At 59.0% G+C, this 13042-nt stretch carries 14 protein-coding genes; 8 read left to right on the top strand and 6 right to left on the bottom strand.

Going from position 1 to position 13042, the window contains the following annotated elements:
* The first annotated feature begins 248 nt into the window (after positions 1-248).
* Positions 249-974: an intradiol ring-cleavage dioxygenase gene (locus HXW87_RS25445; RefSeq protein WP_047295971.1), complete on the top strand. Its 726-nt coding sequence runs from the start codon at positions 249-251 to the stop codon at positions 972-974.
* A 5-nt stretch (positions 975-979) separates the two neighbouring features.
* Here HXW87_RS25445 and HXW87_RS25440 read toward each other — a convergent pair whose 3' ends face one another.
* Complete coding sequence (locus HXW87_RS25440) at positions 980-2161, bottom strand: aminotransferase class V-fold PLP-dependent enzyme (protein ID WP_239777950.1); 1182 nt, start codon at positions 2159-2161, stop codon at positions 980-982.
* Between the two features lie 28 nt (positions 2162-2189).
* Positions 2190-2426 carry a DUF3820 family protein gene (locus HXW87_RS25435; protein WP_003213031.1) on the bottom strand — a complete coding sequence of 79 codons (237 nt, stop codon included), beginning with the start codon at positions 2424-2426 and terminating at the stop codon, positions 2190-2192.
* 206 nt (positions 2427-2632) lie between these two features.
* Here HXW87_RS25435 and HXW87_RS25430 point away from each other — a divergent pair, with 206 nt between their 5' ends.
* Positions 2633-3100 carry a PA2169 family four-helix-bundle protein gene (locus HXW87_RS25430; protein WP_025112834.1) on the top strand — a complete coding sequence of 156 codons (468 nt, stop codon included), beginning with the start codon at positions 2633-2635 and terminating at the stop codon, positions 3098-3100.
* A gap of 140 nt (positions 3101-3240) precedes the next feature.
* Here HXW87_RS25430 and HXW87_RS25425 read toward each other — a convergent pair whose 3' ends face one another.
* Together HXW87_RS25425 and HXW87_RS25420 are read right to left on the bottom strand one after the other, a co-directional pair.
* A complete protein-coding gene (locus tag HXW87_RS25425; RefSeq protein WP_003227420.1) occupies positions 3241-3711 on the bottom strand; it encodes a MaoC family dehydratase in 471 nt (156 codons plus the stop codon).
* A gap of 43 nt (positions 3712-3754) precedes the next feature.
* Entirely contained in the window at positions 3755-4699 is a 945-nt protein-coding gene (locus tag HXW87_RS25420) for an alpha/beta hydrolase (RefSeq protein ID WP_145594476.1), read from the bottom strand.
* A gap of 242 nt (positions 4700-4941) precedes the next feature.
* Between HXW87_RS25420 and fadD2 the strand changes: the two genes are divergently transcribed.
* Together fadD2 and fadD1 are read left to right on the top strand one after the other, a co-directional pair.
* The gene (fadD2, locus tag HXW87_RS25415; protein ID WP_047295963.1) at positions 4942-6630 is read left to right on the top strand and encodes a long-chain-fatty-acid--CoA ligase FadD2; all 1689 of its coding nucleotides are present in this window, start codon (positions 4942-4944) and stop codon (positions 6628-6630) included.
* 349 nt (positions 6631-6979) lie between these two features.
* Complete coding sequence (fadD1, locus tag HXW87_RS25410) at positions 6980-8677, top strand: long-chain-fatty-acid--CoA ligase FadD1 (RefSeq protein ID WP_047295961.1); 1698 nt, start codon at positions 6980-6982, stop codon at positions 8675-8677.
* 170 nt (positions 8678-8847) lie between these two features.
* Here fadD1 and HXW87_RS25405 read toward each other — a convergent pair whose 3' ends face one another.
* A complete protein-coding gene (locus HXW87_RS25405) occupies positions 8848-9225 on the bottom strand; it encodes a hypothetical protein (protein ID WP_041068691.1) in 378 nt (125 codons plus the stop codon).
* A 196-nt stretch (positions 9226-9421) separates the two neighbouring features.
* On the opposite strand from HXW87_RS25405, the gene HXW87_RS25400 reads away from it, so the two are divergent.
* The 3 genes from HXW87_RS25400 (at position 9422) to def (ending at position 11270) form a co-directional block, all read left to right on the top strand.
* Complete coding sequence (locus HXW87_RS25400; RefSeq protein ID WP_047295959.1) at positions 9422-9613, top strand: CsbD family protein; 192 nt, start codon at positions 9422-9424, stop codon at positions 9611-9613.
* A gap of 164 nt (positions 9614-9777) precedes the next feature.
* A complete protein-coding gene (locus HXW87_RS25395; RefSeq protein ID WP_047295957.1) occupies positions 9778-10728 on the top strand; it encodes a YihY/virulence factor BrkB family protein in 951 nt (316 codons plus the stop codon).
* Positions 10729-10730: 2 nt separating this feature from the next.
* Positions 10731-11270, top strand: a complete 540-nt coding sequence (def, locus tag HXW87_RS25390; RefSeq protein WP_047295954.1) for a peptide deformylase — start codon at positions 10731-10733, stop codon at positions 11268-11270.
* 82 nt (positions 11271-11352) lie between these two features.
* Here def and HXW87_RS25385 read toward each other — a convergent pair whose 3' ends face one another.
* The gene (locus HXW87_RS25385; RefSeq protein ID WP_095668495.1) at positions 11353-11760 is read right to left on the bottom strand and encodes a GNAT family N-acetyltransferase; all 408 of its coding nucleotides are present in this window, start codon (positions 11758-11760) and stop codon (positions 11353-11355) included.
* 324 nt (positions 11761-12084) lie between these two features.
* Here HXW87_RS25385 and HXW87_RS25380 point away from each other — a divergent pair, with 324 nt between their 5' ends.
* The gene (locus HXW87_RS25380; protein ID WP_239777949.1) at positions 12085-13026 is read left to right on the top strand and encodes a fatty acid desaturase; all 942 of its coding nucleotides are present in this window, start codon (positions 12085-12087) and stop codon (positions 13024-13026) included.
* Positions 13027-13042 lie beyond the last annotated feature (16 nt).

Below are 13042 nucleotides of genomic sequence, written 5' to 3'. Positions count from 1 at the left end.
CGGCTTTACGGTGCGCTTGGTCGGTGCACCGTTTTTTTTGCCCGAAGAAAATCCAACCCCTGTAGGAGCTGCCGCAGGCTGCGATCTTTTGATCTTGATTTAAAAAACAACATCAAAAGATCGCAGCCTGCGGCAGCTCCTACAGTGGGGGCGTGCGGGATCACCGTTACGCTGCGATACATAGTTACCGCACCGAGAGCGGCGTGCGCCGTTAATCTGCGTTCATCTTATGGAAGAGAGAACGTGTCATGGAACGAGACATTTCAGCCGCAACACCCCAACCGGTGTATCAACTGGCGCCCGAGCAGATCGCCGGGCCGTATTTCCGCAATCCCAAATTACTGCGACGCAATATCAGCGAGGGCGCCGAGGGCCTGCCACTGCTGCTGCGCCTGACGATCGTCGACGCGATGACCGGCGAGCCGGTGAGCGGCGCGCTGGTGGATATCTGGCACTGCAATGCGCGGGGCGCCTATTCGGGGTGGAGCCGGATCAATCCGGATCGGGAGGTCGACACCGATGCCATCGGCTCGATCCCGCGTACCGATGATGACACCTACCTGCGCGGCAGCCAGTTCTGTGATCAGCAGGGGCGGGCGCGCTTCACCACCATCTATCCGGGTTTCTACGCCGGTCGGGCGCTGCACATTCATGTGGCCGTGCGCATGGTTACCGGCCGTGAATATCTGGATGAGCGCAACGTGGCCTGGGTCGGTCAGCTGTATTTTCCCGAGGTGGTGTCACGCGCCGTGCTCAATGCCCGGGACTATCGCGGGCGGGCCTCTGCACCGTTGAACAACGCCGAGGACAGCTACTACGCCAACATGGGCGGCGAGGGCTCAACCTTGACGGTGTGGCCGATCGGCCGCGACTCTCACGAGGACGGTTTCTTCGGCCAGCTGACCATTGGCATCGACACCTTTGCCGCCTCGTCGCAGATCAAGCCCGAGGACTTCGACAAGTACACCGTGTGAACGGATCAGCGCAGCTCGTTGAGTGCACGGGTCAGCAACTGCATGTCGTCCGCAGTAGTGGTCAGCCCCGGAGTGATGCGAATGCTCGGCCCGCTCGCTGCGCCGTTGCGCACCACGGTGAACAGGTTGTACTCGTTGAGCAGACGCTCGACCATTGCCTGTTGATCGGCGTGACGAGTGAAACGCATCGAGGTGATGCCGCAATACAAGCGCGGATCGTCCGGAGTCATCACTTCGATCCCCGGCAAGTGGCGCACGGCGCTGACCCACAGGTTGCGCAGGTAATTCAGTCGCGCGCCCTTGGCTGCTGCGCCGCCGAGCGAACGATGCTCCTCGAGCGCCAGCGGCAGGGACATCAACGCCGGAATGTTCGGTGTGCTGTACGGCGTGCGCGCGCGGATGTCGCTGGCTGGAAAATGCATTTCGCCCATGTCCGGATCAATGTCGGCAAGGCGCTGCGGAGCGATGTACAGAAAACCCAGAGTCAGCGGTGCGCCAATCCATTTGTGCAGATTGAAGCCAGCGAACGAAATGCCCAAGGCTTCAAGGTTGAACTCTATCTGGCCAAGGGCGTGGGCGCCGTCGAGGATGATGTCTACGTCATGTTGTTTCGCCAGCGCAGCGATGGCCTGCACCGGCATCACCAGCCCCGTGCGATGAGTCACGTGGGTCAGGGCCATCAGCTTGAGTTTTGGATAGCGGACGAAGGCTTCACGATAGGTATCCAGCAGGCTGTCGAAAGTGGCCGGATGGGTGTGGCTGATCTCGATCACCTCCACACCGCGATGGCGCGCCAGCCAGCGCATGGCGCCTTTGACCGTGTCGTATTCCAGGTCGCAGATCAGCACCTGATCGCCCGGCTGCAGGCGATTGTAATTGCGGATCAGCGACTGCAGCGCATCACTGGCGTTGCGGGTGAAGGCGATGCTCTGCGCGCGCACGCCGATCGTCTCGGCCAGTTGCGCGCGGATGTCGAGGCTGTCGTGCTGTTCGAAACGCTGGCGCACATACACCGAGTTGCGGGTGTTGATCAGCTCGATGTTGCGCTGGTAGTCCTCGATCACCGTGCGCGACATGCGTCCGAAGTAGCCGTTTTCCAGGTTCAGCGGGCCGGTTTGTGCTTCGTAGCGATCGGCGAAGGTTTGCCAGAATGCTTCGTCACGGGCGCGGCGGGTGTTGTCAGGCATGGTCGACTCGGCTCAGGGGGAGGGCGCTTCAGTGGCGCGGGGCGGGTTTGCCGTGTTTGGCGCGTAGCGGTTCAAGCAGCTCCGACAGACCGTTATGGTCGATTTCCTGCATCAGCGCCAACAGTCCGCCGAGCTCGCCGTGAGGGAAGCCTTCGCGAGCGAACCAGTTCAAATAAGGGCCCGGCAGGTCGGCAATGATCCGGCCCTTGTACTTGCCAAAGGGCATTTCACGGGTGATCAGCAGTTCGAGTTTTTCAGGATTCATCAGGGGCAATCATCTGGCTTCGGAACACTCTGGAAAATACAGGCATTCTGCATGCAGGCCAAATGACAGATCATGCAAATAACCGTGATACAGATAGTTCAAATATCTTTAACTTGTTGAAAAACAAGGATTTATTTTTTATCAGAAAGCTGGCACGCACACTGCAATAACCCTTGCATCTTCAACCAACCGCAAGGAATTGAAAAATGACTGACATGAACAAAGAAGCCATCTCTGTACTCAACGACCTGATCGAAACCAGCAAGGACGGTCAGGAAGGGTTCAAGACTTGCGCCGAAGACATCAAGCATCCAGAACTCAAAGCGCTGTTCGCCAAGCGTTCTGCCGATTGCGCTACTGCCGCTGCCGAACTGCAGGCTACCGTGCGCTCGATGGGCGGTGATCCTGAAACCTCTACCAGCGTCAGCGGTGACCTGCACCGTCGCTGGGTCGACGTCAAAGCCATGTTCACCGGCAAGGACGAAGAGGCTGTACTGAACGAAGCCGAGCGCGGTGAAGACCATGCACTCAAGGCTTATCGTGAAGCCATCGAGAAAATCAACAAGCACAACCTGGTCGGCATCCGTGACCTGGTTGAGCGTCAGTACCACGGCGTGCAACGCAATCACGACCAGGTGAAAGCCCTGCGTAACCAGGCTCGCGCGCGTTCGTAAGCGTTTGCAGGTTATAAAAAACGCCAGCTAGTCTGGCGTTTTTTTTGCGTGAGGGAAAAGCCAAAGATCGCAGCCTGCGGCAGCTCCTACAGGGGATCGCATTCCAGGGCAGGAGCTGCCGAAGGCTGCGATCTTTTCCATCAGCCGATGCTGATCGCCGGCAACGTCGGCAGGGTCACGGTCTGTTGCTTGCGCGGCGCGAGAATCTCGGCCTCGCCATCCACCACCAATTCATCACGCTGATTGAACACGCGAGTGGCGATGCGCACGCGAAACTTCGGCAATTTCTCGAGAATTTCCAGACGCACGGTCAGGGTGTCGCCAATCTTCACCGGCTTCTGAAAGCTCATCTGCTGACCGATGTAGATGGTGCCCGGCCCAGGCAGCTCGCACGCCACGGCCGCGCTGATCAACGCACCACTGAACATGCCATGGGCGATGCGTTCCTTGAACATGCTGGCGGCGGCGAACTCGGCGTCCAGGTGCACCGGGTTGTGGTCGCCGGACATCGCGGCGAACAGCTGAATATCACGTTCTTCCACCGTCTTGCTGTAGCTGGCGGTCTGGCCGACTTCGAGGGCTTCGTAAGGGATGTTGGTAACCTGGGTCATCGGTCTTGATTCCTGTGACGGATTAAAGTGAATCCACAAAAAATTATTCGCTGCGATGGGGGCGGCGATGGCTCAGCGCCTGGTCGATCCAGGCCAGCACATCGGCGATCACTTCGTCGCGATTGGTTTCATTGAACAATTCGTGCCGCGCCTGCGGGTAGATCTTCAGTTGCAGGTTCTGGCTGCCGGCCGAGCGCAACGCTGCGGCCAGATCTGTCAGACGCTTGCCTTCGCTCACCGGATCACATTCACCGCCGATCACCAGCAGCGGCAGGCCCGGGTCGATCTGCGCGAGATTGGACGCTTTGCTGATCTGCTGCAAGCCGCCGAGCAAGTCGATCCACAATTGGTTGGTGCAGCGGAAGCCGCACAATGGGTCGTTGGCATACAGATCGACCTCGACCGGGTCGCGGCTCAGCCAGTCAAACGGGGTACGCGCCGGTTTGAATTTTTTGTTGAACGAGCCGAACGACAACCACTCGATCAACGCACTGCGGCCCTTGCCGCCCTGACGCAGTTTTTCGAAACGGGCGATCTGCCGCGCCGCGCCGTAAAGCGCGACAGGCTGAAAGTTCGAACCGCTGAGAATCGCCCCGTGCAGGCTGGCGCTGTGATGCAGCAGGTAACCCTGAGCGAGGTAGCTGCCCATGCTGTGCCCGAGCAGGATGATCGGTACCTCGGGATGCTGCTGGCCGATGTGCTGATTGAGGCTGGCCAGATCGCCGATCACCTTGCACCAGCCGTCGTCATCGGCGAAATGCCCGAGCGTCCCGTGTTCGGCGGTTTTGCCATGCCCGCGCAAATCCGGGGCGTACACGCCGTAGCCTTGTTCGCAGAATGCATTCGCCAGCCTTTCGTAGCGAGCGCTGTGTTCGGCCATGCCGTGGGCCAGCAGAATGACTGCTTTCAATGGCGCGGCGGGCAGCCACTGGTTGACGAACAGGCGGCTGCGGTCACTCGCGTCCAGCCAGAAGGCACGGTGGATCATGGCAATTCCTTTTTGATCGAGCGGTTACGGCCCGCAGTCGTTGCATTGTATAGCGCGTCCGATCAGCTCACGCCACGGCAGGAAGATTCATACGATCAATGTCGCCATTGCCCTTATTTGCCTCAATGGCCATAACTGCTAGTGTCCGTGAAGCTCCGCTTTTTGCTTTGTGCCCTCAGGGATAAGCGCGAAACCACAGAAAAGCGGCTCCCGGATCGATTCAGGTAAAGAGGACAAGAACAATGCAACCTGATTTCTGGAATGACAAACGCCCCGCCGGCGTACCCCTGGACATCGACATGGGCGAGTTCAAGTCGGTGATCGAGGTGTTTGAGCGTTCCTGCAAGAAATTCGCGGACCGTCCGGCCTTCAGCAATATGGGCGTGACCCTGACCTACGCAGAACTCGAGCGCTACAGCGCGGCGTTCGCCGGTTACCTGCAAGCCCACACCGATCTGGCGCCGGGGGATCGCATCGCGGTGCAGATGCCCAATGTGCTGCAATATCCGATTGCCGTGTTCGGTGCCTTGCGCGCCGGGCTGATTGTGGTCAACACCAACCCGCTGTACACCGCGCGCGAGATGCGCCACCAGTTCAAGGACTCCGGTGCCCGGGCGCTGGTGTACCTGAACATGTTCGGGCAGAAGGTCCAGGAAGTGCTGCCGGACACCGACCTGCAATACCTGATCGAAGCGAAAATGGGCGATCTGATGCCCACCGCCAAGGGCTGGCTGATCAACACCGTGGTCAGCAAAGTGAAGAAAATGGTCCCGGACTATTCGCTGCCGCAGGCCATCTCGTTCAAGAGTGCGCTGCGCCTGGGCCGTGGTTTGGGGATCAAACCGCTGAAAGTCAGCCTCGACGACATCGCCGTGTTGCAATACACCGGTGGCACCACCGGGCTGGCCAAGGGCGCGATGCTGACCCACGGCAACCTCGTGGCGAACATGCAACAAGTGCGTGCCTGTCTCGCCCAGTTGGGGCCTGACGGTCAGCCACTGCTGCGCGAAGGGCAAGAGGTGATGGTGGCGCCGCTGCCGCTGTATCACATCTATGCTTTCACCGCGAACTGCATGTGCATGATGGTTTCCGGCAACCACAACGTGCTGATCACCAATCCGCGAGACATCGCAGGCTTCATCAAGGAACTGAAGAACTGGCGCTTCTCGGCGTTGCTCGGGCTGAACACGTTGTTCGTCGCGCTGATGGATCACCCGGACTTCAAGACCCTGGATTTCTCCAGCCTCAAGCTGACCAACTCCGGCGGTACCGCGCTGGTCAAGGCCACCGCCGAGCGCTGGGAGCAGATCACCGGTTGCCGCATTACTGAAGGTTACGGTCTGACCGAAACCTCGCCGGTGGCCTGCACCAACCCGTATGGCGAAAAGTCGCGCCTGGGCACGGTCGGCCTGCCAGTGCCGGGTACGCTGCTGAAAGTCATTGATGACGAGGGCGTCGAGCAGCCGATGGGCGAGCGCGGCGAGCTGTGTATCAAAGGCCCGCAGATCATGAAAGGCTACTGGCATAAACCCGAGGCCACCGCCGAAGTGCTGGACGCCGAGGGCTGGTTCAAGTCCGGTGATATTGCGGTGATCGACCCGGACGGCTTCGTGCGCATCGTCGACCGCAAGAAGGACATGATCATCGTCTCGGGTTTCAACGTGTACCCCAACGAGATCGAGGACGTGGTGATGGCTCACCCGAAAGTCGCCAACTGCGCGGTGATCGGTGTGCCGGATGAGCGTTCGGGCGAGGCGGTAAAGCTGTTCGTGGTGGCGCGGGAAACCGGGGTCAGCCTCGAAGAGCTCAAGGCGTACTGCAAAGAGAATTTCACGGCTTACAAAGTGCCGAAACACATCGTACTGCGTGAGTCGTTGCCGATGACGCCGGTCGGGAAGATTTTGCGGCGGGAGTTGCGCGATATCGCTTAAAGGGCAGAAACGAAAAGATCGCAGCCTGCGGCAGCTCCTACATGGGAAATGTATTCCCTGTTGGAGCTGCCGCAGGCTGCGATCTTTTGCTTTAAAGGCCCGGAAAACCGGGGCTTTCAGGGTGATATAGGATTTTTGCTCTAAAATGACTGTTAGAAAGTCTTGAGTCATTAAAGTGACCATGGAGGCCGCTTTTGGCTCTAGTCGGCCCTTGGCAAAGCTGCTACTCTCGGCGCGCTTTGTGACTTCTCGGCCTATAGAAAAGCCAGATTCACCAATACAAAACACACACCAATAATAATCGCATCAAATGCGGTGAAGAATTCGCGTTGCTGAGGAGTGGGCTTCCATGATCGAAGACTTTTGGAAGGATAAATACCCGGCTGGAATTGCTGCCGACATCAATCCAGACGAGTACCCGAATATTCAGGCAGTGTTGAAGCAGTCCTGCCAACGCTTCGCCAACAAACCGGCTTTCAGCAACCTGGGCAAGACAATCACCTACGGTGAACTGTACGAATTGTCCGGTGCGTTTGCCGCGTATCTGCAACAGCATACCGACTTGCAGCCCGGTGATCGAATTGCCGTGCAACTGCCCAACGTTCTGCAGTACCCGGTCGCCGTCTTCGGTGCGATCCGCGCCGGGCTGATCGTGGTCAACACCAACCCGCTGTACACCGCGCGGGAAATGGAACACCAATTCAACGACTCCGGCGCCAAGGCCCTGGTGTGTCTGGCCAACATGGCGCACCTGGCGGAAGCCGTGGTGCCGAAAACCGGGGTCAAACACGTCATCGTCACTGAAGTCGCCGACCTGCTGCCGCCGGTCAAGCGCCTGCTGATCAACAGCGTGATCAAGTACGTGAAAAAGATGGTACCGGCCTATCACCTGCCTAAAGCCGTCAAGTTCAATGACGTGCTGAGCAAGGGCCAGGGCCAGCCGGTGACCGAAGCCAACCCGCACAGCAGCGATGTCGCGGTGTTGCAGTACACCGGCGGCACCACCGGCGTGGCCAAGGGCGCGATGCTCACCCATCGCAACCTCGTCGCCAACATGCTGCAGTGCAAGGCGTTGATGGGCTCGAACCTCAACGAAGGTTGCGAGATCCTGATCACCCCGTTGCCGCTGTACCACATCTATGCGTTCACCTTTCATTGCATGGCGATGATGCTGATCGGCAACCACAACATCCTGATCAGCAACCCGCGCGACCTGCCGGCGATGGTCAAGGAACTGTCGAAGTGGAAGTTCAGCGGTTTCGTCGGCCTGAACACGCTGTTCGTGGCGCTGTGCAACAACGAAGGTTTCCGCAAGCTGGATTTCTCCAACCTGAAAGTCACCCTGTCCGGCGGTATGGCCCTGCAACTGGCCGCGGCCGAGCGTTGGAAAGCCGTGACCGGCTGCTCGATCTGCGAAGGTTACGGCATGACCGAAACCAGCCCGGTGGCCACGGTCAACCCGATCCAGAACATCCAGATCGGCACCATCGGCATTCCGGTGCCGTCGACCCTGTGCAAAGTCATCGACGATGCCGGTGTCGAGCAGCCGATGGGCGAAATCGGCGAGCTGTGCGTCAAGGGCCCGCAAGTGATGAAGGGCTACTGGCAGCGTCAGGAAGCCACCGACGAAATCCTCGACAGCGAAGGCTGGCTGAAGACCGGTGACATCGCGCTGATTCAGCCCGATGGCTACATGCGCATTGTCGATCGCAAGAAAGACATGATCCTGGTGTCCGGTTTCAACGTTTACCCGAACGAACTGGAAGACGTGCTGGCAACCTTGCCGGGCGTGTTGCAGTGCGCGGCCATCGGCGTGCCGGACGAGAAATCGGGCGAGGCGATCAAGATCTTCATCGTGGCGAAACCGGGCGTGACCCTGACCAAGGAAACCGTGATGGAACACATGCGCGCCAACGTCACCGGTTACAAGGTGCCGCGTTCGGTGGAATTCCGCGATGCACTGCCGACCACCAACGTCGGCAAGATCCTGCGCCGCGAGCTGCGTGACGAAGAGCTGAAGAAGATCAAGGCGAAGAACGCCGCCTAAAACAGAAAGCCCCGCAAATGCGGGGCTTTTTATTGGGTGACGAGATCCTGTGGTGAGGGGATTCATCCCCGATCGGCAGCGTAGCTGCCGCCAGTTGCTTGAGCGCAAGGATCTGGGGGGCGCTTCGCACCCCATCGGGGATAAATCCCCTCGCTACAGGGGCATCGCGGTTACTGCCGAAACGGCGCGAAATTCACGTTGGTGCCCGCCGGACGCATGTCCTGCAGGTACGAATCCTTGTCTGCACTCAACTCCAGGCTCAACGCCGCCTTGCGTTTGCCTTCGTTGCGAATCACCAGGCCTTCGAGCTTTTCCCGCAGAAACACGGTTGGCACTTTCAGGTGCAGCAGTTCGTCGGTGGCCGGGGTGTGCATCAGCAGGTGAATCCACTCGTACTGGCCGACGGCCAGACGCGATACCGGCAGGTCGAACCACCAGATGTTGCGGTTGCGGTTCAGTTCGGCGAAGTGGCAGTTGTTGGTGCCGAGCACAGCGCCGCCCAGTTCCTGGTTGCGACGGGCAATGGCCTGCTTTTTATCGAGTTTCATAACATTCCTGCGGGGTCTGATCGTTGGCGCAGCGCGCCCATAGCTGCGCATTCTCGGGGCTTGGGGGGCAAACATAAAGCCCAACCTGCATTGCACGACGAAATGAAGGGCAAAAATAAATGAAACTCGTGGCAAACCCGGCCAGTCAATCATTACGTACTGACTTTTCCCCTTCAATGCACCAAGGAGAAACACCATGAGTAGCACTGGCGATAAAGTAAAAGGCATGGCCAACGAAGCTGTCGGCAACGTCAAGCAAGGTGTCGGTAAAGCCACCGACAACAGCAAGCTGCAAGCCGAAGGCAAGCTGCAAGAGAAAAAAGGCGAAGCCCAGCAAGCTGTCGGCAAAGCCAAAGACGCCATCAAGAAAGGTGTCGACAAGGCGTAATTCCCGCCTTGAACGAAACACACGAACGGCCATCCAAGGATGGCCGTTTTTGTGTCAAAACCCGACGGTCATCCACGAAGGTCGCCAAGTAGGCTACCGTGATGTAAAAAACGGCCCCTGAGTCGCCAAGACTTCAACCTGTAATGCGGCGAAAGGAGACGCGAATGATTTTTCCGGACATGAAAGGTCTGCCCCTGCATCGAGTGATGGTGCGCACGGTCACTGAATTCGTCGACGACGAAATGTCGACTTACGCCTCGGCACTGGCCTACCAGATGCTGTTCTCGCTGTTCCCGTTCATTCTGTTTTTGATCGCCTTGATCGGTTTCCTGCACCTGCCGGACTTCTTCAGCTGGCTGCGTCTGCAGTCGGAACTGGTATTGCCGCCGCAGGCACTGGAACAGGTCAACCCGGTGATCGATCAGTTGCAGCAGTCCAAGGGCGGCTTGCTCTCGGTGGGTATCGTCATCGCCCTGTACACCGCGTCGGCCGGTGTGCGCCTGATGATGAGCGCGATGAATGCCGCGTATGACGTGGTCGAGGGACGGCCGATCTGGAAACGCTTTCCACTGTCGATTGTCTACACCGTGGGCATTGCCGGCATGCTGCTGGTCGCCGCCGCGCTGATGGTGCTCGGGCCGCAAGTGATGGGCTGGATTGCCGCGCAGGTAGGGCTGGAAGACTTCATCGTCACGGTCTGGACGATTGCGCGCTGGCCGGTGATCGTGATTCTGATGATGGTCGCGGTGGCGCTGATCTACTACGTGATGCCCGACGTCAAACAGGAATTCCGTTTCATCACCCCCGGCTCGGTGCTGGCCGTGGTGGTGTGGATCATCGCCTCGCTGGGCTTTGCGTTCTACGTCAAAACCTTCGCCAACTACAACGCGATGTATGGCAGCATCGGGGCGATCATCGTGCTCTTGCTGTATTTCTACATTTCCTCGGCGGTGCTGCTGCTCGGCGCGGAGATGAATGCGGTGATCGAACACATGTCCAGCGAGGGCAAGGACGCGGGCGAGAAAGTCCCCGGGGAACTCGATGTACATCCCAAACAACACGTCTCGGGCCTGGGGCGCGATCATTCGCTCAAGCCTGACACTGACGAAGCCTGATCATGATTCGTGAAATCCTCAAAATGGGCGACGAACGCCTGCTGCGCATCGCCCCGCCAGTGCCGCCGGAGATGTTCGACAGCCCCGAGCTGTGGCAACTGATCGATGACATGTTCCAGACCATGGAAAGCGTCGGCGGAGTTGGCCTGGCCGCGCCGCAGATCGGCGTCGATCTGCAATTGGTGATCTTCGGTTTCGAGCACAGCGAACGCTACCCGGACGCCGAAGCGGTGCCGCAGACAATCCTGATCAATCCGCTGATCACGCCGTTGAGTCCGCTGACCGAGGAGGGTTTCGAAGGCTGCCTGTCGGTGCCCGGCCTGCGTGGCGCGGTGGATCGTTATCAGCAGATCCGCTACGAAGGTTTTGATCCCAAGGGCGAGCCGATCGTGCGCGTGGCCTCGGGTTTTCATGCGCGGGTGGTGCAGCACGAATGCGATCACCTGATCGGCCGTCTGTATCCTTCGCGGATTACTGATTTCAGCAAGTTCGGCTTTACCGAAGTGATGTTCCCGGATCTTGATCCGAGCGCAGACGATTAAGCAAAAATCAAAAGATCGCAGCCTTCGGCAGCTCCTGCACCAATCCCTGTAGGAGCTGCCGCAGGCTGCGATCTTTTGATCTTCAAACAAGCCCCATCGCAATCATCGGCTTGCTCCGCGCATACCGGCTCAACCGTTCGGCCAATGCATAGGGCAGGGCAGGATCGAAGCTGAAGCCACGCCGCTCGTAAAACCCGCGCAAATCCGGATGGCAGAACAGCCATACCGGTTCCTGCACATCCTTCACCGCCGCCGCGATCAACTGCCCGGCAATCCCTTGCGCACGGCAATCCGGATCGACAAACAGCCCGGTCAACCAATACCCGCCCGCCACCGGCCGCAAGCACAACGCGGCGACGATGTCCTCGCGACGGGCCACCCACAGTTGCGCGTCGCGCACTGCTTTCATCGACGATTGGTGGCGGCGGTAAAACTTGTTCATCAACGGCCACAAAGGCTCGTCGAGCAGGCTGTACTGGGTATCGGACATGGGATCGGACTGACGGCGGGCAAAGCGCCGATTATAAAAGAACGCGCGACGCGCGATAGGTGTATACCTGAGCCTACATCCCTGTGAATGGAGTACGCATCATGTCCAAAGGTATGGATTCAAAGAAAGCTGCGAAGAAGAAACCGGCCAAGACGGCGATTGAAAAGCGTGCAGAGAAAAAAGCCAAGAAGGTCGATATTTTCGGTCATTGATCACGTCCCTCGGGAGTCCGTCCTCCGGGCTCCCGCCTCAGCGCAAAAATAATCTGCAAGATTGCCCGGCATCGTTGCACAGAAGGGGAAGATTCCCGTTCCGAGCCTCGCCATGCCGAATTACTTCGACGCCGACCATCGCCAGCAAATCGAAACCCTGCGCCAGCGCTTCACCGCCCGCACCGAATGGCCGACATGGCTGCTGCTGATCGGCGTGTATGGCGGCTGGTTCGCGATCATCCTCAACAGCGCATGGCTGGGGCGCGGCCTGAGCACATTGCTGCTGATTCCGCTGCTGGTGCTGTGGCTGTCAGTACAGCATGAGTTGCTGCATGGGCATCCGACCCGCTCGGTGCTTTTCAATAAAATCCTCGGTTATGCACCCTTTGCGGTGTGGTACCCGTACACCTTGTACCGCGACAGCCATCTGTTGCATCACCGCGATGAACACCTCACAGTGCCCGGTGTCGATCCGGAAAGCCGTTATCTGACGGCGGTGCGTTGGCAGGGCAGTTCCTTGTTCGAACGCGGCCTGCACTGGCTGAACAAAACCGTGCTCGGGCGGTTCGCGATTGGCGCGCCGCTGGCCTTGCTGGCACTGGCCGCGGAAGAACTGCAACGCCTGAAAAACCGCGAGCGGCAAGCCTGGCAAATGTGGCTGACCCACGGTGCGTTCACCGTGTTGATGCTGCGGTTTGTCGCGCGCTTCAGCGTGTTGCCGGTCTGGCATTACCTGTTGCTGATCAGCGTACCGGCGCTGTCGATTGCGATGATCCGCTCCTACTATGAACACCGCCCGCACGCACAGCCGGAGCAACGCACCGTGCTCAACGAGGCCGGCTGGCCATGGCGCTGGCTGTTTCTGAATCTGAATTTTCATCTGGTGCATCACGACCTGCCGGGGCTGGCGTGGTACGACTTGCCCCAGGCTTACCGTATGCGCCGCGAGCAATGGGTCGCGCGTAGCGGCGGATTTCTGGTGCAGGGTTATGGGCAGTTGTGGTGGCGCCACGGGTTCAAGCCGATCGACAGTCCCGAGCATCCCTTTCACTGACCCCAGGACCACCACA

This window comes from Pseudomonas sp. Y5-11, assembly GCF_022368695.1.
Classification (GTDB): Bacteria; Pseudomonadota; Gammaproteobacteria; order Pseudomonadales; family Pseudomonadaceae; genus Aquipseudomonas; species Aquipseudomonas parakoreensis.
The sequence above is the reverse complement of the archived record's forward strand: the minus strand, read 5'-3'. Positions and strand labels throughout refer to the sequence as shown.